Below are 18,720 nucleotides of genomic sequence, written 5' to 3'. Positions count from 1 at the left end.
TCGACTCGGGTTCGGTGAAATCGGGGTGATCGAGGGCAGGCGATGGCCCGGTTTCCAGGAAGTCGAGTCGACCTTGGAACGACCGTCGCGGGCGGGGCCGGGGCGGGCGGCGAACAGATCGAGGAAAGGCCTTGCCTGGCGTCGGGGTGCCGCCTACGCTCCTGGAAAGCGTTTGCCTGATACGCCGACCGGCCCGGTCCGTGGGTGCCCGTGCCGGGCTTCGAGGAGGTTCCGCGTGACCGAGAACGCTCTGGGCACGGCGGGCCAGCAGGCCGCCACCGAGGCGGCGGGCGGTGACCGGACGGCCACTTCCTCGCCCCCGCCCGGGTCCGCCGGTGGGCCGGCTCCCGTCGACAGCGCCCAGCCGTCCACCGTGGGCGGTCCACCACCCGACGCTGGCGGCCGACCGCCACGACCGACGCTCGGCCGGCGGGCGCTGGCACTCGCCGACTCGCTCTGGCGCCCGGCGCTGGTGCTGGCGGCGTTCTTCGCCGCCTGGTGGTTCGTCGCCGCCCGGGAGTACGTGCCCAACTATCTGGTGCCCACCCCCGGTCAGGTCTGGACCACCATGACCGACCAGTGGTCCGAGCTGGCTCGGCACACCATGGTCACCCTCTATGAGACGGTGCTCGGCTTCGTGCTGGCCGCCGCGCTGGGCCTGGCGGCAGCGGTCGCCATCGCCTACTCGCGCACCCTGGACAAGGCGCTCTACCCGATCGTCCTGTTCGCACAGGTCATCCCGAAGATCGCCATCGCACCACTGCTGGTGGTCTGGTTCGGCCTCGGCCTCACCCCGAAGATCATTCTCGCGGTGCTCATCGCGTTCTTCCCGGTGGTCATCTCCGGCGTGGCCGGCCTGCGCTCCACCGACCCGGAACTGCTCGACCTCGCCGCCACCATGGGCGCCGGGCCGTGGCGCACCTTCCGCAAGATCCGCTTCCCGAACGCGCTGCCGCACCTGATGGCCGGCCTCAAGGTGGCGGTCACCCTCGCGGTGGTCGGTGCCGTCGTCGGTGAGTTCGTCGGCGCCAGCGAAGGGCTCGGCTACGTCCTGTTGCTGGCCAACGGCAACCTCGACGCCCCGCTGCTGTTCGCCGACCTGATCCTGATGTCCGCCATCGGCATCGTCCTGTTCGTCCTCGTCGAGATCGCCGAGGCTCTGCTCATCCCGTGGCACGCCAGCCGCCGGGCCGGCGTGTCCCTGACCACCTCCTGACCGACCCCATCACGGAGGCACCGATGAAACGCACCGCCACCACCATCCTGGCCACCGCCGCGCTGCTGCTCGCCGCCACCGGCTGCGGCGGGAACGACTCCGCCGGCGAGACCGGCGCCGACGGCAGCAAGCAGGTCACCCTCACCCTCAACTGGGTGCCCTACGGCGAGCACGCGCCCTTCTACTACGGCCTGCAGAAGGGCTACTACTCCGCCGAGGGCATCGAGCTGAAGATCCTGCCCGGCAACGGCTCGGGCAACACGGTCAAGCAGGTCGCCCAGAAGCAGACCGACTTCGGCTGGGCCGACAGCCCGGTGCTGCTCAAGTCCGTGGCCAGCGGGATGCCGGTGCGCAGCCTCGGCGCGTACCTGGAGAAGGGCCCCTCCTCGGTGGAGTTCTTCACCGAGGAGAACATCAAGACCCCGGCGGACCTCAAGGGCAAGACCGTCGGCGGCACCCCCGGCGACGCCCTCTACGCGACCTTCCCGGCCTGGCTGGAGAAGAACGGCCTCAAGAAGGACGACGTCAAGGTCGTCAACGTGGACGCCGCCGGCAAGATCGCCGCACTGGCCGAGGGCAAGGTCGACGCCATCATGGGCTTCTTCCACGACCAGGCGCCCACCATCGAGAGCAAGACCGGCAAGAAGGTCGACGTGCTGCTCTTCGCCGACTACGGCATGAACCTGCTCGGCACCGGCCTGATCGCCAACACCCAGACCCTGCAGAAGGACCCGGAGCTGGCCCGTAAGTTCGTCCGGGCCACCCAGAAGTCCTGGGCCGAGGCCGCCCGCGACCCGGCCGGCGCGGTGAGCGCGATGACCGCCCTCGCCGAGAACGAGCCCGCGCCCGAGGTGCTCACCAAGCAGCTCACCCTCAACCTGCCGCTGATCGGCGCCGACGGCCCGCCCGGCGTGAACACCGAAGCCCAGTGGAGCGAGACCATCGACCTGATGTCCCGCTACGCCGAGCTGAAGGACCCGGGCGCGCCCAACGCGTACTGGGACGCCTCGTACGCGGCCCAGGGGTGACCCCGGTGACCGCCGCGCCGGCGCAGGCCGGCACCGCCATCGGGATGTCCAACCTGACCGTCCGCTTCAGCTCCCGGCGGTCACAGACCACCGCGCTGGACGACGTGTCGCTGGACATCGAGCCGGGGGAGTTCGTCACCATCGTCGGTCCGTCCGGCTGCGGCAAGTCCACGCTGTTGAAGATCGTTGCCGGGCTGGTCCGGCCGACCAGCGGAGAAGTGTCGCTGCTGGACCGCCCGGTCCGCGGTCCACAGAAGGAGATCGGCTTCGTCTTCCAGAAGGCCGCGCTGCTGGAGTGGCGCGGCGCGCGGGCCAACATCCTGCTCCAGGCCGAGATGCGCGGCATGGACCGGGCGCAGGCGGCCCGCCGGGCGGACGAGCTGATCGAGATGACCGGCCTGACCGGCTTCGAGAAGGCACTGCCGCACGAGCTGTCCGGCGGTATGCAGCAGCGGGTGGCGCTCTGCCGCGCGCTGCTGCACGCCCCGCCGGTGCTGCTCATGGACGAGCCGTTCGGCGCCCTGGACGCGCTGACCCGGGAGCAGATGAACGCCGAACTGCACCGGATCTGGCGGGAGACCGGCACCACGGTGGTGCTGGTGACCCACTCCATCGCCGAGGCGGTCTTCCTCGGCACCCGGGTCGTGGTGATGAGCGCCCGACCCGGCCGGATCATCCGCACCTTCCCGGTCGAGCTGCCGGCGCACCGCGACTACGCGCAGGTGATGTCGGATCCCCGCTTCGACCGGCTCGCCACCGACCTGCGCGGGTTGCTCGGCAGCGCGGCCGCCAACCACTGAGCCCGCATCGGCACGACCAGCACGACGGAAGGAACACCATGACCCGCAGGTCGATCGGCATCATCGTCAACGGCGTGACCGGAAGGATGGGCTACCGGCAGCATCTCGTCCGCTCGCTGCTGGCCATCCGCGAGTCCGGCGGCGTGACGTTGGCCGACGGCACGACCATCTGGCCGGAACCGGTCCTGGTCGGGCGCAACGAGACGAAGCTCCGCGAACTCGCCGAGCGGCACGGGCTGACCGACTGGACCACCGACCTGACCTCGGCGCTGGCCCGGAACGACGTCGAGATTTACTTCGACGCCCAGGTCACCCAGCAGCGGGAGAAGGCCATCCGGCAGGCCATCGAGGCCGGCAAGCACATCTACACGGAGAAGCCCCTCGCGGAGGACACCGCCGGCGCGCTCGACCTGGCCCGGGCCGCCGACGCCGCCGGGGTACGCACCGGCGTCGTGCAGGACAAGCTCTTCCTGCCCGGCCTGCGCAAGCTCAAGCGGCTCATCGACGGCGGCTTCTTCGGCCGGATCCTGTCGGTGCGCGGCGAGTTCGGCTACTGGGTCTTCGAAGGCGACTGGCAGCCGGCCCAGCGTCCGTCCTGGAACTACCGGGCCGAGGACGGCGGCGGCATCACCGTCGACATGTTCCCGCACTGGCACTACGTGCTGGAGGAGCTGTTCGGCCGGGTGGCCGCCGTGACCTGCGTGACCGCCACCCACGTGCCCGAGCGGGTCGACGAGGACGGCCGCACCTACCCCGCCACCGCCGACGACGCCGCGTACGGCATCTTCGAACTCGACGGCGGGGTGATCGCGCAGATCAACTCGTCGTGGACCGTGCGGGTGTACCGCGACGAACTGGTGGAGTTCCAGGTCGACGGCACCGAGGGCAGCGCCGTCGCCGGCCTGCGCACCTGCCGGGTGCAGCACCGGGCGGTCACCCCGAAACCGGTGTGGAACCCGGACCTGCCGGTCACCGAGGACTTCCGGGCGCAGTGGACCGAGGTGCCCGACAACGACGAGTTCGACAACGGCTTCAAGGTGCAGTGGGAGGCATTCCTGCGGCACGTGGTGGCCGGCGAGCCGTTCCGCTGGGACTTCCTGGCCGGCGCGCGCGGCGTGCAGCTCGCCGAGCTGGGGCTGCGCTCGGCCCGCGAGGGCGTCCGGGTCGAGGTGCCGGAGCTGACGTCATGACCGCGGAGGTGGTGCTGCCCGGCGGGCGGCGGCACCGGCTCGCCGGGGGGAGCGGATTTCCCCGCCCGGCCGCCCCGGCGACCAGCCGGATCGCGTACGCCGCCGCGCACGTGGTCGCCGACCCCGCCGGGGAGAACGTGCCGGGCGCGCCGGCGACGGTGGACTGGGACACCACCCTCGCGTTCCGGCGGCACCTCTGGTCGTACGGGTTGGGGGTCGCCGAGGCGATGGACACCGCCCAGCGGGGGATGGGGTTGGACTATCCGGCCACCCGCGAGTTGATCCGGCGCAGCGCCGCCGAGGCGCGCGCGGTGGGCGGACGGATCGTCGCCGGGGTCGGCACCGACCAGCTGCCGGCCGGTCCCGCCACCCTGGCCGCGGTCACCGCGGCCTACCGGGAGCAACTCGACGACGTACGCGCGGCCGGCGCCCGGCCGGTGCTGATGTGCAGCCGGCACCTGGCCGCCGTGGCCCGCGGCCCGGAGGACTACCTGCGGGTGTACGACGATCTGCTGACCGCCGCCGACGAGCCGGTGGTGCTGCACTGGCTGGGTCCGATGTTCGATCCGGCGCTGACCGGCTACTGGGGTGCGGTCGACCTGGAGCTGGCCGCCGACACGGTGGTCGAGCTGATCAAGGCGCACCAGTCCAAGGTGGATGGCATCAAGGTGTCGTTGCTCGACGCCGCGCGGGAGGTCGCGTTGCGCCGCCGCCTGCCCGCGGGCGTACGCCTCTACACCGGCGACGACTTCCACTACCCGGAACTGATCCGGGGCGACGAGGTGGGCCACTCCGACGCGCTGCTCGGGGTGTTCGCGGCCATCGCGCCGGCCGCCGCCGCCGCGCTGGCCGCCCTGGACCGGGGCGACCTGGCGGCGTACGACGAGATCTTCGCGCCGACCGTGCCGCTGGCCCGGCACCTGTTCGCGGCGCCGACCTGGCACTACAAGACGGGGATCGTGTTCCTGGCGTGGCTGGCCGGGCATCAGGACCACTTCACGATGGTGGGCGGCGCGCAGTCCGGCCGGTCCCCGGCGCACCTGGCCACCCTGCTCACCCTGGCCGACGCCGCCGGGCTGCTGCCCGACGCCGACCTGGCCGCCGCCCGCGCCCGGGCGCTCTTCACGGTTGCCGGAGTGCGGCAATGAGCCTGGAGCGCTTCTCGTTCAACCAGGCCACCGCCCAACACTGGCCGCTGCCCGAGGTGGTGGCCGGCTGCGTGGCGGCCGGCGTGCCGGGCATCGGGCTGTGGCGGGAGCCGGTGGCCGCGTACGGGCTGGCCCGCTCGGCGAAGCTGGTCCGTGACGCGGGCCTCACCGTCACCTCGCTGTGCCGGGGCGGCTTCTTCTCCGCCGAGGACTGGCGTACGGAGAACCTGCGGGCCATCGAGGAGGCGGCCACCCTGGGCGCCCCCGAGCTGGTGCTGGTCTCCGGTGGGCTGCCGCCGGGCAGCCGGGACATCGACGGCGCGCGGCGGCGGGTCGCCGACGCCATCGGCGAGCTGGCCCGGCACGCCGCGGCCGCCGGGGTACGCCTGGCCATCGAGCCGCTGCACCCGATGTTCGCAGCCGACCGCTGCGTGATCACCACCCTGGGCCAGGCGCTGGACATCGCCGAGCGTTTCGACCCGGCGGTGGTGGGCGTGGTCGTGGACGCGTACCACGTCTGGTGGGACGACACGGTGTACGCGCAGATCGACCGCGCCGGAGCCCGGATCGCCGCCTTCCAGGTCTGTGACTGGGTGACCCCGCTGCCGGAGGGGGTGCTGCTCGGCCGGGCGCTGCCCGGTGACGGCTGCATCGAGCTGCGCCGGCTGCGCGAGGCGGTCGACGCGGCCGGTTACGCCGGCCCGATCGAGGTGGAGGTCTTCAACGCCGAGGTGTGGGCGCGCCCGGGCGCGGAGGTGCTGGACGCGGCGATCGCCGGCTACCTGCGTCACGTTGTCTGACCGGCCTCCCGACGGCGCGCGTCCGTCCACCGTGGGCGAACTGACCGGTGGACGGCGCTGGCCGTCGGCGGTCGGCGCGTGGCTCGGCATCGGCACCGCCCCGGCCACCCTGGTGCTCGGCGCGGCGATGGCCGCGCGGCACGGCGGCGCGGTTCCGGTGGCCGGGCTGCTGGTCGGCGGGGCGCTGATGGCCGCGCTGCTCTGGGGACAGGGCCGGATCGGCCTGCGCCGGCCGCTCGGCGACGGCGGGACGCTGACCGCGGTGCTGCCCGCGTACCTGGGGAACACCTCGCGGCTGCTGCTGGCGGCCGTGCTGACCGTGTCGATGGTCGGCTGGAACGGGTTCAACGTCGGGCTCGGCGGCGCCTCCCTGGCCGCCCTGACCCACCTGCCGGGCTGGGCGGGGCCGGCGCTGCTGGAGGTGGCGGTCCTCGCCGTCTCCTGGGCGCCGGCCCCGTTCGGCAACCGGATCGCGGTCCTCACCACGCTCAGCGCGGTGGTGCTGGTCGGCTGGTGCCTGACCGTGCTGCCGCCGCCGGGCACGCCGGTCCGTGTCGCCGGCGGCGGGCTCGCCGACGCGTCCGCCCTGATCGGGTACGCCGCGGTCTTCGCGCTGCGCGCACCGGACTTCAGCGTGGGCCTGGCCCGGCGGCGGGACCTCGCCTGGTGCGTGGGGCTGCTGGTCGGGCCGGCGCTGCTGGGTCTGCTGGCCGGCGCCGGCCTGTGGCTGCGTACCGGCTCGGCGGACGTGGTCGCGCTGCTCGCCACCGGGTCGGGGCTGGCCGCGTACGCGAATCTGTTCGTCGCGGTGGCGGTCTTCGCCGCCGCGCTCACCACCACGTACTCCGGTGCGCTGGCGATGCGCGGCCTGACGCCGCGGGTGCCGGCCCGCGCGGCGATGCTCGCCATCGCGGTGCTCGGCGGGGCGCTGGCCGTGGCGCGCTTCGACCGTCTCGTCCTGCCATGGCTCACGCTGCTGGCCGCCGCGCTGCCGGTGCTGGTGGTGCCGATGGCCGCGGAGGCGGCGGCCCGCCGGCGGGGTCGCGCCCCGCGTACCGTGCCCGCCTGGTGCTGGGTGCCGCCGGCGCTGCTCGCGGTGGCCTGCACGCTCGCCGGGGTGGGCGTCGCCCCGCTGCTCGGGCTGGCCCTCGCCGGGGCGTGCACGGCGCTCTGGCGGCGCCGCCATTGATGCTGGTCCCGCCGGACGACGAACTGCTCGCAGTGGTGGTGTCGACCACCCAAGACCAAGGGTTCGGGATCCGTGCACATCCCACTGACTGCTTGGCGTCGATTGAGGGGTTTTGCAGGTGGGGGAACTCTGGCAGCGGAGACGCAGCCCGCGCAGTCGAAGCCGATTCAAGATAGGCTCGTGGCCAGCATCCTTCTGTCGTCGCGCTAAAACTAAGGACTACCGGCAGCAACGTCCCGAGCAACTTCGGCGGTACACCACCGACCTGATCGGACGGTGGAGTGAAGTGGACTGGACTGGAGCGGGCTTGGGGAATCATGTATCCACGCCGGAGGAGTTCGGCCGATATGCCTTCGCTATCCAGTCGGCAATCAGCATCCCGGGCGTACGTACAGTCCTCTACGTGAACGACTTGGACACACTGGATCTGACGGGCCTAGCGGAGGTCGCCGCGGTGCACTACCGCTGGAAGGGATTCAGCAGCCACACTGAAGTGATCTGTCGGATCAAGGGTATATCCTTAGTTCAAGTGGACGAGCTGGAATTCACTCAGGGCGCAAGAGTTCTTTGGCCCAAGCGCACTCCGGATCCTTTAGCGACCGGCCTCAGCGCCTTTCCTGGGAAATTCCAGGCTGTCATTTTCGACAGCTCCGACCTCGCCGGGCTGAACTTCACGCGTATTGACACGGTATTCATCCGATTCGAGCACCTACTGTATGGTGCCGTTGCTAAAACGCGCGTGCGGCCCGGGCCTCTTGCTGGGTTGCAAGAGTCGATCCGGGCCGAGCTGGCCGCGGTGGCGCGAGCATTGCCAGACGGAGTCACGCTGCTGGTTCGTGGGCTGGACGTCCGGAGCGACGACCGCGTGCTCGCAGGGTACTTTTTCCACTCCAAGGAAGCCAATCCGGAACTGGGCCAACACGGCACTCGATATCTGCAGGGTCGCCCAGACCTCGTGGGTTTCATGGCCGCGATGCTCCGCGGTTTGCCAGCCGAAGTGCGGTTCGCATGCCCATTTGTGACGACGCACCACGAGTACCAAGCGTTTTCTGAAAGATATTCGGATCTGTTTGATCTGCCGATAGTGCCGTTCGCTGAAAGTCCGTCGATCTTTTTCGAGGCCTCGAAATACCGGGTCGACAAGCTGTGCATCGGGTTGAAGGATGTCGCCCAGTTCTATTTCGCTGCCGACCGAGCAAACCCGAACGTCGCCGACGCCGTCAGCTATACCGACGACGGACTACTTTGCGGGATCGTTGGCGCGGTGCGAACGGCTGTTGGTCAAGGGGTTGCGGTGTACCTACACCAGCAGGCCGACTTTTTCAAATCGTACGCCGTCGCACTCGGCCGATTGCCGTGGATGCCGTCATTAGCCGTTTCTGAGCTTAAATATTCGGAAACGGAATGGAAGGAGTAGGTGTTGTGAAGGCCAAGAAATTCGACTTTCGAACACTGGTGATCGATGACGACGAGGCGGTCCTGCGTCGCCTCTCCGACGCGCTGCGCGGACAGACTGTTCAGGTGGGGCAACGGAGAGTCCAGCCGATCGTGGACACACTTAAGGTGGTAGTGGAAGAGCGCGACGGCGGATACCATTTTTCGGAGCAGACCCTGCGAGATGTGGTGGAAATTGCGCGGAACCGCTATGAGTTCATCGTGGTCGACTACACCTATGCGTCGAAGCTCATGCAGCCGAAGCAGTGGCGGGAGGGCGCGGCAGCCAAGGTCAATCTGGACTCAAATGATCATCTTCTCACCTTGGTCGATCTGCGGGACGCGCTCGAAAAGTACGCTGACGGCCGATACGCGAGTAAGATTCAGGGCTTTTTCGAGCAGGCCAGCCAATTGCTTCTCCGCAGTTTTCAGCACGACAGGAAAAAAGATGTCCTTGGCCCATATCAGCACCGCCTCGACAATACCAAGGGAGTTTTCCCGAACTCGACGTACTATCAGATCGATTCGTTCCAAATGATCTACAACTCTGACGGCGATCTGCGACGCCAGTTCTACACCGCCCCCCCGAACGGGCGAGAGTTTTATCGGAATCTGGTTATGCAATTCACCCTACTCCACTACAACTCGGCGATGTACCGCTTCCTCGCCGAGCGGGCCGGGAAGTTGATGATCGCTAAGAATTCGTTCCGGCTGTGGCTCCTAGTGACTTTTGTCGCGGCTGGCGGGGCATTCATCTCCGCGCTCGCTGATCCCATTGCAGATGCGGTCAAGCAGCGTGACATTGTCAACGCAGGTGTTCTGACCATGGTGGGGATCATCGCGACACTCGCCGTGACGTTCATCGTCACGCTGGTTGCCGAGCGATATACCCGTTCCTACGTCGCCACTGCCGATTAGCTCGGGGAGCCCGTTCATGATTGTCGTGGCGATCGAGGGGTACGACGGTTCGGGCAAAACCACGCTGGTGCGCGAGCTCGTGTCCGCGCTTGACAGGCGCGGAATCCGTTGCATCGTGGTGGGGCGGTCCGCCGAAGATTCCAACAGTCACGTGGCAGCGATGACCGCTGTAATTAAGAGCTCGGACGGTGGATCGGACACCCTGCCGCCCCTTGCCGACATGTTCCTGCGACTGGCCAGATTGCACGCTCGGATCGGCGTGATCAACGGGCTCGACTGCGATGTCGTACTGCTTGATCGGTTCCTGCTCTACGACATCTCGCGTGTTCCCGTAGAACTCTGCGTGCAGCACGCCGCACTGTTGGAGCGGGTCGCCAACACACTGCACATGGACCTGACGATCCATTTGACCACAACGTTCGACCTACTGTGGAAGCGGGTGACCGGCCGGCCTGTATACGACCTGAGCCCCAAGGAACGCCGGGGGCGCGCATACAACCTCGAGGGTTACCAGAGGTTCGAGCAAGTGCTCGCTAGGCAACGGCTGTACGACAACCTGCACACAATCGACTGCGCTCAGCCGGTTGATGTGGTGTCCGACATGGCCCTCGCGCTGATCCTCTCGGCTGGCCTTGGCGACCGGCGCTCATGAGAGCGGTGTCGGTCACGTCGAATGTTCAGCGGCGCGATCGTTCTGCCCGGTGGGCGGGCAGGATCGACCCCGCCCGCCACCGGCCCATGGTCAGTTGATGGTGATGGTCAGGTTGGCTGAGCGGGTCTCCCCACTGGTGTAGGTGACCGTCACCCGGGCGGTGAAGGTCCCCTTGCGCGGGTAGCTGTGGGCGGTCGACCGCAGCGTCGCCCCGTGCGTGATGGCGGTGTTGTCGCCGAAGTCCCACGCGTAGTCGGTGATGCTCTGCCCGGACGGCGCCGTCGCGGTCGCGGTCAGGGTGGTGGTCAGTGGCGCGGTGCCGTTGCCGGGGCTGGCGGCGAGGGCGAGCGTCCCGCCGGGCTCCTGCTTGACGCCGGCCCCGTTGAACCGTAGCCAGTCCAGCGCGAGCAGGTCCGGGGTGCCACCGACCTGGGCGGCGTTGACGAACTTCGCGTACAGGGTGGTGGTGCCGGCGGGCTTGTTCGTCAGCGTGACGGTGGGCGAGACCAGGTTGTCCCAGCCGCCGGTCGAGCCGATGGTGGCCCTGCCGATCAGTGTGCCGGTGGGTGAGCCGGTCCGCAGCTCGATGTCACCGCCGACCCCGCCGTTGGTCACCCCGAGCGTCACCGAGCCGACGTTGCGCAGGTCCACCGGGCCGTACGCCACCCAGTCGTTGTGGTCGACGTCGCCGAGCCGCTTGCCGGCGCGGGCGGTGGGCCGGTCGTTGACCGTGACGCCGGACTGGCCGCTGAAGTGTTCGGCCTCCTTGCTCTTGGGTTGCAACTGGACCCGGGTCGACCCGGTCAGCGCCGGTACGCCGCCGGCCGCGCCGCCGTCGGTGTACTGCGCGGTGATCAGGGTGTAGAGGTTCTGCCCCGGTCCGTGCCCGTCACCGGCGTCCGCCTCGGTGGCCAGCAGACCGGAGCAGCCGGTGTAGACGTCCAGCGGGTGGGCGTGCGAGTCGTGGCCGAGCTGGGTCTGCACGGTCACCTTGGAGCAGTCGATGGTGGTCTCCTCCGGGTCGGTGACCGTCACCGTGTACGGGATCTTGTCGCCGAAGTCGAAGAACCCGCCGTCGGGCACACTGATCGTCACCGTGGGCCGGGTGTTGCCGACCACCACGTCGGTGACCGCGGTGGCGGTCAACCCGTTGCCGCTGTTGCGTACGGTCAGCCGGGCGGTGTGTTTTCCGGCCGTCGCGTAGGTGAAGCTCGGGTTGGCGGCGGTGGAGTCGGTGCTGCCGTCGTTGGTGAAGTCCCAGGCGTAGCTGAGCGCCGAGCCGTCCCCGGCGGTCGATCCGGCCGAGGAGAACGCCACCGTCAGGGGCGTACGTCCGCTGTCCGGGGTGGCGGCGATCTTCACGGTCGGCGGTCTGCCGTTGGCCACGTAGTCGATCCGATAGATGCCGGCGCCGGCGTTGCTGCCGCCGCGACCGCTGCCGGTGCCCTCGCCGAAGTCGATGACGTAGAGCGAGCCGTCCGGGCCGAACTCCGCCTCGAAGGGCTGGATCCAGCTCATGTTGCCGAAGATCCCGTTGATCGACTGGAGATCACCGACGGCGGTCGGGCCGAAGCGCGCGTTGCTGAAGGTCTGCGCCGTCTTGTGGATCGACAACGTCTTGAACCACCTGCGGGTCAGCTCGTAGGTGATCCACTTGCCCTCGAAGTACTCCGGGAACTTGGTGGTGCGGGTGTTGGCCGGGTCGAAGTCGTAGACCGGGCCGCTCATCGGGCCACCACCGCCGGTGCCCAGCTCGGGGAACTGGGTGGAGGCGGAGTACGCGTACCAGACCAGCGCGGACCTCGCTGCCGGCAGGGTGGTGAGCCCGGTGTTGTTGGGGGAGTTGTTCACCGGCGCGGCGCAGTTGAACTTCGCCCCGGAGGTGCTGGTGGCGAAGTTGTAGTCGTTGAACGGGATGTTGTTGCCCACGCAGTACGGCCAGCCGTAGTTGCCCGCGGCGGTGATCCGGTTGAACTCGACCGTCCCCTCCGGACCGCGGTTGGGGTCGGCGGCGCGGGCGTCCGGGCCGTAGTCGGCGACCAGCACCGCGTTGGTCTGCGGCTCGATGGTGATCCGGAACGGGTTGCGCATGCCCATCGCGTAGATCTCCGGCCGGGTCCTCGCGGTTCCGGCCGGGAAGAGGTTGCCGCTGGGCACGGTGTACGTACCGTCGGCCTGGGGGGTGATCCGCAGGATCTTGCCGCGCAGGTCGTTGGTGTTGCCGGCGGTGCCCTGGGCGTCCCAGGCGGCGCGGCCGGAACGCTCGTCGATCGGGGTGTAGCCGCTGGAGGCGAACGGGTCGGTGTTGTCGCCGATAGCGGCGTACAGCCGACCGGCCGCGTCCATGGCCAGGGAGCCACCCATGTGCGAGTTGGCCCGGCCCTCACCGCGGTAGGTGGGGATGGCCAGCAGCCGCTTCTCCGAGGAGAGCGCGACGCTGTTGTTGGCGACCGTGAACCGGGACAGGTTGAGCTGTTTCAGCGTCTTGTCCGACCAGAGCAGATAGATCCATCCGTTGCTGGCGAAGTTGCGGTCCAGCGTCATGCCGAGCAGCCCGTCGGACTGGTCGGTCATCGCCGAGGTGTACGCGAGGTCCAGCAGCGTGGTGACCTGGAGAGTGTCCTGGTTGACCACCTTCAACGCGCCGGTGCGCTGGATGTAGTAGACCTTCCGGTCCGGGGCGACGGCCAGCTCGAAGGGGTCGGCGAGGTTCTCGGTGACCAGCCCCACCCGCTCGAAGTTGCTCGTCTTGGTGGCCGAGCAGTCGCCGGCGACCGCGCCGGCCGCCCACTCGATGCCGTAGCGCAGGTGCTCCAGGAACGGCGGGCTGCTGAACTGGGAGCTGGCGTGCCCACCGGCGGTGAACCAGGACCGGCCGCCGTCGTAGCGCTGGCACCAGGAGTACGCGTGGTCGACGCCCTCGTCCAGCCCGTTGATCCCGTCGCGCACCTTGATCTGCGCGAGGGTGTGCACGTTGCCGGTCGGGTTGGTCCGCCAGTTGTACCACTCCTCGCTCTGCTCCCACAGCTCCGGCAGGTTCCGCGTCGAGGGGTGCGCCCGGTCGAGCACCTTGACCCGGCCGGGGAAGGTGCCGCCGGTGGACGAGAAGTCGGGGTGGAAGTCGAAGATCGTGCCGACCAGGCCCTCGTACCACGGCCAGTCGCGTTCGCTGGCCGAGGCGGCGTGCAGGCCGGTCCAGCCGCCGCCGTTGCGGATGAACGTCTGCAACGCGGCCCGCTGGCTGGCGTTGAGCAGGTCACCGGAGGCGGGGGTGGAGTTCGTGTTGTTGAAGACCAGGGCGTCGAAGGTGGCGAGGTTGGCGTCGGTGAACGCGGCCGCGTCGGTGGTGGCGACGACCTCGAAGTTGTGGGCGGTGCCGAGCTGCTGGATCGCGGCCACGCCGGCCGGGATGGAGTCGTGGTAGAAGTTGGTGATCTTGGAGAAGACCAGCACCCGGAAGCGGGGGGCAGCCTCGGCGGGCAGGGCGGTGGTGGTGCTCAGCACGGTGGCGACGGCGAGCAGGGCGAGGCAGAACGCGCGTAGCGATCGGGGCATGGGGGCGCTCCCTGTCGGACGGTGAGGGTCGGAAAGCGCTTTCTTCGCTGCCCGCCTCACGCTACTGACAGCCAGTGATGGGCGTCAATAGGCGCTAGGTAAGCGGTTTCCTGCTCCGAACTTCTTCGCCGGGGCGGTGCTGCTGGTCGCGGCGACCGTCTCCTACGCCCGGCGCTCGCGGCGCCCCCTCGGTGGCGGTCACATCCCACCGTGCTGACCCGTCCGTGCAGCAAGCAGAAGGAGTGCTCATGTTCGCCGCTCACGTCACCGTCACCATCCTCGCGTCGGTCTTCACCGGCATCGCCGCCGTCACCTACCTGATCGGCCACGACTACCCGAAGGCCCAGGCCGACATGAAGCGCGTGCCACGATCGTGGTTACCGCTGCTGGGCATGGCGCTGGCCGCCGGCTCGGTGGGGCTGCTGGCCGGGTTCGCCGTACCGTTGCTGGGCACCCTCGCCGCCGCCGGCCTCGTGCTGTACTTCCTCGGCGCACTCGCCGCACACCTGCGCGTCGGTTCCCGCCAGCTCGTCGGATGGGCCGTGTTCTTCTCCACCTCGGTGGCCGCCCTGGTCGTGAACCTGAGCTACCACTACTGACGTACGGCACGCCACGGCGGGGCGATCCTCTCGCCCCGCCGTGGTCCTGCTACCGGGTCGCCGGGGTCAGCGGCCGGCCGGCGGCGCCGTCAGCTCGGCGTGTCGCACCCGGTAGTCCCCGCGCGTCACCGTGGCGAACGCAGCCGGCGCGAGACAGGTGCCGACCCGGGCCGGACCCCACTCGCCTGCCTCGTTCTGGTCGGCGCTCGCCGACCAGGTGAAGCCCACCCGGTCGCGGTCGCGGCCGCCGTCCTGCACGCTGAAACCGACACGCTTGCCGAGGAAGTCGCTGGCCAGCTCGTCGGCGCGGGTGACGATCGCGGTCAGGGTCGCATGACCCGGGCTGGTGATCATGCAGTCGACCGCCGCTTCGAACCGTACGGTGATGCCCTGCTCGGCCAGCCGGTGCGCGACCCGCACCGTACCGGTCGCGTCTGCCGGCGAGCCGTTCTCCCCGCCGGGAAGCGGGATCGGGCGGCTGTACGGCACCGACCGGACGTCGAAGGCGAACGACCGCACGTCGTCGTCCTGCCCGTACGGCAGGGCGAACTCCGCCGAGCCGGTCACCCGCGCCGGGCTGCGGTCCGCGGCCCCGGCCGGCGCCCCCGCCGCCGCGATGACGGCCGCGGCGACCATTCCCCATCCGAGCATTCTGCGCATGTTGTTCCTCCCGATCCGGCCACGGTTGTCGCGGCCCTGCGATACATCCAGGCTCAGCGATGCGGGAAGAAGATCGATCCCCTCGGCGGGGGAAGACGCTAGCTCGCGTACGGGAAAACGGGCCCTCTCCAAGGACGTCAGCCCAGCGCGGCCGCCTTGCGCAGCAGCACTGAGCGTTCGGGCCGATTGGCGCACAGCCGGGCCGCCAGCTCCAGCTCGGCGCGCGCGTCCGCGCGCCGTCCGAGCCGGGCCAGCAGCTCACCGCGGACGGTCGGAACCAGGTGCGAACCGGGCAGCCGGCCCGCGGCGATCAGCTCGTCCACCATGGACAGGGCTCGCGCCGGACCCGAGGCCATGGCCACGGCGACGGCCCGGTTGAGTTCGACCACCGGCGAGGGCGCGACCCGGCCGAGCGCCTCGTAGAGCAGCACGATCCGGTCCCAGTCGGTCGCCTCGACCGAGGGCGCCGACGCGTGCGCGGCGGCGATCGCGGCCTGGAAACCGTAGGGGCCGAGACCGCGACTCGACGCCCTGGCCAGCGCGGCCAGCCCACGGCCGATCGCCGCGCCGTCCCACCGACGCCGGTCCTGGTCCTCGAGCAGGACCGGCGAACCGTCCGGGCCGGTCCGCGCCGGGAAGCGCGCGGCCGTCAGCTCACACAGCGCGAGCAGGCCGTGCACCTCCGGTTCGTCCGGTTGCAGCGCGGCCAGCGTGCGGGTCAGCCGGATCGCCTCGTACGCGACGTCGGGACGCAGCAGCCGGTCACCCGACGTGGCCGTCGAGCCCTCGCTGAAGATCACGTAGAGGACGCTGAGCACGCCGCCCAGCCGCTCCCGGCGCTCGTCGGCCGCCGGTAGCTCGAACGGCACCCCGGCCGCCGCGATCGTCTTCTTGCCCCGGGTGATGCGGGCCTGCACGGTCGGCACGGGTACCAGGAACGCGCGGGCGATCTCCTGGCTGGACAGGCCGCCGACCACGCGCAGGGTCAGCGCCACCCGGGCCTCCGGGGAGAGCACCGGGTGGCAGCTGACGAACATCAGCGCCAGGATGTCGTCGTCGATCCTGTCGGGGTCGACGTCCTCGTCGACCGCGGGGTCGGCCGCCAGCAGGGCGTACCGGGCCTGGAGAGCGGCTCGGCGGCGGATCGCGTCGATCGCCCGCCGCCGGGCCGTGGCCATCAACCAGCCGGCCGGATTGGCCGGAGAGGCGAGCGGCCACGACACCAACGCCTCGGCCACCGCCTCCTGTGCCGCGTCCTCGGCCAGCCCGAAATCGCCGGTGAAGCGGGTCAGCGCGGCGACGATCCGCGCCGACTCGGTGCGCCAGACGGCCTCGACCTCGGCCGTACCCATCAGACCTGGCCGTTGCTCTCGGCGCCCGGCGGGACCTCGTCGGCCTCGGCCACCCGCCGGACCTCGATCTTGGAGCCGGGGGCCGCCGGGACCCGCGTGGCCCACTCGACCGCCTCCTCTTTCGAGGCGACATCGAGCAGGAAGTAGCCCCCGAACAGTTCCCTGGTCTCCCCGTACGGCCCGTCGGTGACCACCGGGGCCCCGCCGCTGAAGTCGACCACGACGCCCCGCCCCGGATCGTCCAGCCCTTCGGCCGCGAGGAGAACCTCGGCCTTGATCATCTCCTCGATGAACCGGCCGGTCGCGGCCATCGCCTCGTCGATCGAGGCCATCATGGCCGCGTTCGACTCATCGGTGCCCCGCATGATCAGCATGTACCTCGGCATCGCGTTCTCCTCGTCCGGCGGGGCCGCCTCTCGACCCTGGCACCCACACGTCGAACGGGCGGACCGGGGATCGACACGGCCCCGGGACAATCTCCGGCCGGGGACCCGGACGCCATGCTGATCGGACAGCTTAACGCCGCAGCGGTGGACGGAGGCAACGCTCACCTCGGCTACGACAGCCCCCGTCAGCTCAGCGGCACCTGCGCCGGCCGGTCGCCGTCCCCGGCGACGACGACGCCCTGGGTGGTGCTGATCGGGGCCGTGATGATCCGGCTCGGCACCACGGGCGCGTCCCGGCCCGTGCCCCGGCGACCGGCGTCACCGCTGGACTGCTCGTGGTAGTCCTGCTCCACGTTGACCGACCAGACGTCGTGGGCGCTGCCGGTGGCGATGTTCTCCGCGGTGAGCATCGCGGTCAGCATCGAGTGGTCCTGGTTGTTGTAGCGGTGCATGCCGTTGCGGCCCACCGGGTGCACGTTCGGCACCTCCTCGGCCAGCCAGGCCCGGATCACGTCCACGTTGTGCTGGTACCGCTCGTCGTACACCGGGTAGGCCTTCGGCATCCGCACCACGTAGCCGGCCTCCACCACGCCGGGCCGGGCCAACCCCAGCCGCTCCAGCTCCGCGGTGGCCAGCGCCACCAGATCGGCGTCCGGGGTACGCCACATCTCGTCGTCCTCGAAGACGAAGTACTCCAGGCCCAGACAGGTACGGCCGTCCTTGACCAGGTACGGCGACCAGGAGCCGAAGTTCTGGATCCGGCCCACCCGCACTCCGGGGTCGTGCACGTAGATCCAGTTGTCCGGGAAGGAGAACTCGGCCGGCACCACCAGCGCGACGGTCAGGAAGTCGCGGTAGCGCAGGTCGGCGGCGCAGGCCAGCACCTCCGGCGGCGGCGCCGGACGCAGCGCGGTCACCAACTCGGAGATCGGCATCGACGAGATGACGTGGTCGGCGGCTTCGGTGCGCTGCCCGCCCGCGCCGTTGACCGTCACGCTGATCGCCCGCCGTCGCTCCGGGTCGCGATGCACGGCGGTGACCCAGGTGCCGGTCGACACCTCGCCGCCACGGTGGCGCACCTGCTCGGCGCAGCGCTCCCACATCATCCCGGGCCCGTACTTCGGGTACTGGAACTGCTCGATCAGGCTGGTCACGTCCGTGCGGTACCGGCGGGGCAGCACCGCGTTGCGGATCGCCTTGGCCAGCGACAGGTTCTTGATCCGCTGTGCCGCCCAGTCCGCCTGGAGCCGGTCCGCCGGCATCCCCCACACCTTCTCCGTGTACGTCTTGAAGAAGATCGAGTACAGCCGCCAGCCGAACCGGGCCGACACCCAGCCCTCGAAGTGCGACTGGTCCCTGGGCGGGCGCAACCGGGCGCGGGCGTACGAGCCCAGGCAGCGGGTCGCCTCCGGCAGCCCCAGGTTGCGCAGCGCGTTCACCGCGCTGAGCGGGTAGTTGAACAGCGCGCCCCGGTAGAAGATCCGGCTCATCCGGGGGCGGGTCAGGAAGTCCTCGTCCGGCAGGATCTCGTGCCAGAACGCCTCCACCTGCGGCACCTTGGTGAAGAACCGGTGCCCGCCGATGTCGAACCGCCATCCGTCGCGCTCCACGGTCCGGCTGATCCCGCCGACCACCTCGTCGGCCTCGAACACCCGGACCGGCAGGCCGTGCCGGAGCAGCTCGTACGCCGCCGTGAGGCCCGCCGGCCCCGCCCCGATGACCACCGTGCTGACCTGCTCGCCCATGCCCCCGCGCTCCCTGCTCACCGCTGTGGTTGAGGCGCGGCGCGTACC

16 protein-coding genes are annotated in these 18,720 nt (G+C 70.0%); 11 read left to right on the top strand and 5 right to left on the bottom strand.

The window, feature by feature from the left end; all coding sequences use genetic code 11:
• Positions 1 to 235: 235 nt before the first annotated feature.
• The 10 genes from EAD89_RS17120 to EAD89_RS17075 all read left to right on the top strand — a co-directional run bounded on the left by EAD89_RS17120 (position 236) and on the right by EAD89_RS17075 (position 10,375).
• On the top strand, positions 236 to 1,216 hold the full coding sequence (locus tag EAD89_RS17120) for an ABC transporter permease (protein ID WP_199733541.1): 981 nt from the start codon (positions 236 to 238) through the stop codon (positions 1,214 to 1,216).
• Positions 1,217 to 1,239: 23 nt separating this feature from the next.
• On the top strand, positions 1,240 to 2,244 hold the full coding sequence (locus EAD89_RS17115; protein WP_121676476.1) for an ABC transporter substrate-binding protein: 1,005 nt from the start codon (positions 1,240 to 1,242) through the stop codon (positions 2,242 to 2,244).
• A 44-nt stretch (positions 2,245 to 2,288) separates the two neighbouring features.
• Positions 2,289 to 3,044 carry an ABC transporter ATP-binding protein gene (locus EAD89_RS17110; RefSeq protein ID WP_368666371.1) on the top strand — a complete coding sequence of 252 codons (756 nt, stop codon included), beginning with the start codon at positions 2,289 to 2,291 and terminating at the stop codon, positions 3,042 to 3,044.
• Between the two features lie 38 nt (positions 3,045 to 3,082).
• Entirely contained in the window at positions 3,083 to 4,234 is a 1,152-nt protein-coding gene (locus tag EAD89_RS17105) for a Gfo/Idh/MocA family protein (protein ID WP_121676447.1), read from the top strand.
• The gene (locus EAD89_RS17100) at positions 4,231 to 5,382 is read left to right on the top strand and encodes a dihydrodipicolinate synthase family protein (RefSeq protein WP_121676446.1); all 1,152 of its coding nucleotides are present in this window, start codon (positions 4,231 to 4,233) and stop codon (positions 5,380 to 5,382) included. The genes EAD89_RS17105 and EAD89_RS17100 overlap by 4 nt, the downstream gene beginning before the upstream one ends.
• Positions 5,379 to 6,182, top strand: a complete 804-nt coding sequence (locus tag EAD89_RS17095) for a sugar phosphate isomerase/epimerase (RefSeq protein ID WP_121676445.1) — start codon at positions 5,379 to 5,381, stop codon at positions 6,180 to 6,182. The genes EAD89_RS17100 and EAD89_RS17095 overlap by 4 nt, the downstream gene beginning before the upstream one ends.
• Entirely contained in the window at positions 6,175 to 7,371 is a 1,197-nt protein-coding gene (locus tag EAD89_RS17090; protein WP_147458822.1) for a hypothetical protein, read from the top strand. Before EAD89_RS17095 ends, EAD89_RS17090 begins: the two co-directional genes overlap by 8 nt.
• 403 nt (positions 7,372 to 7,774) lie before the next feature.
• Positions 7,775 to 8,788: a putative PEP-binding protein gene (locus EAD89_RS17085; protein ID WP_158610749.1), complete on the top strand. Its 1,014-nt coding sequence runs from the start codon at positions 7,775 to 7,777 to the stop codon at positions 8,786 to 8,788.
• Between the two features lie 5 nt (positions 8,789 to 8,793).
• Positions 8,794 to 9,723 carry a hypothetical protein gene (locus tag EAD89_RS17080; RefSeq protein ID WP_121676442.1) on the top strand — a complete coding sequence of 310 codons (930 nt, stop codon included), beginning with the start codon at positions 8,794 to 8,796 and terminating at the stop codon, positions 9,721 to 9,723.
• Positions 9,724 to 9,739: 16 nt separating this feature from the next.
• A complete protein-coding gene (locus EAD89_RS17075) occupies positions 9,740 to 10,375 on the top strand; it encodes a hypothetical protein (protein WP_121676441.1) in 636 nt (211 codons plus the stop codon).
• A gap of 90 nt (positions 10,376 to 10,465) precedes the next feature.
• Here the strand turns inward: EAD89_RS17075 and EAD89_RS17070 are convergent, their stop codons facing one another.
• On the bottom strand, positions 10,466 to 13,930 hold the full coding sequence (locus EAD89_RS17070; protein ID WP_121676440.1) for a ThuA domain-containing protein: 3,465 nt from the start codon (positions 13,928 to 13,930) through the stop codon (positions 10,466 to 10,468).
• 248 nt (positions 13,931 to 14,178) lie between these two features.
• Between EAD89_RS17070 and EAD89_RS17065 the strand changes: the two genes are divergently transcribed.
• The gene (locus tag EAD89_RS17065; RefSeq protein ID WP_121652783.1) at positions 14,179 to 14,529 is read left to right on the top strand and encodes a DoxX family protein; all 351 of its coding nucleotides are present in this window, start codon (positions 14,179 to 14,181) and stop codon (positions 14,527 to 14,529) included.
• Between the two features lie 66 nt (positions 14,530 to 14,595).
• Here EAD89_RS17065 and EAD89_RS17060 read toward each other — a convergent pair whose 3' ends face one another.
• The 4 genes from EAD89_RS17060 to EAD89_RS17045 form a co-directional block, all read right to left on the bottom strand.
• Complete coding sequence (locus tag EAD89_RS17060) at positions 14,596 to 15,180, bottom strand: hypothetical protein (protein WP_199733540.1); 585 nt, start codon at positions 15,178 to 15,180, stop codon at positions 14,596 to 14,598.
• Positions 15,181 to 15,326: 146 nt separating this feature from the next.
• Positions 15,327 to 16,541, bottom strand: coding sequence for an RNA polymerase sigma factor (locus tag EAD89_RS17055; RefSeq protein ID WP_121676438.1), 1,215 nt, complete (start codon positions 16,539 to 16,541; stop codon positions 15,327 to 15,329).
• Positions 16,541 to 16,927 (bottom strand): YciI family protein, encoded by a 387-nt coding sequence (locus EAD89_RS17050; protein WP_121676437.1) that lies wholly within the window; start codon positions 16,925 to 16,927, stop codon positions 16,541 to 16,543. The genes EAD89_RS17055 and EAD89_RS17050 overlap by 1 nt, the downstream gene beginning before the upstream one ends.
• Before the next feature lie 185 nt (positions 16,928 to 17,112).
• The gene (locus tag EAD89_RS17045; protein WP_121652787.1) at positions 17,113 to 18,672 is read right to left on the bottom strand and encodes an NAD(P)/FAD-dependent oxidoreductase; all 1,560 of its coding nucleotides are present in this window, start codon (positions 18,670 to 18,672) and stop codon (positions 17,113 to 17,115) included.
• Between the last annotated feature and the right edge of the window lie 48 nt (positions 18,673 to 18,720).

Origin of the sequence: Micromonospora sp. BL4 (assembly GCF_003667505.1) — a bacterium.
GTDB lineage: Bacteria > Actinomycetota > Actinomycetes > Mycobacteriales > Micromonosporaceae > Micromonospora.
This window is presented reverse-complemented; position numbering and strand designations above follow the sequence as displayed.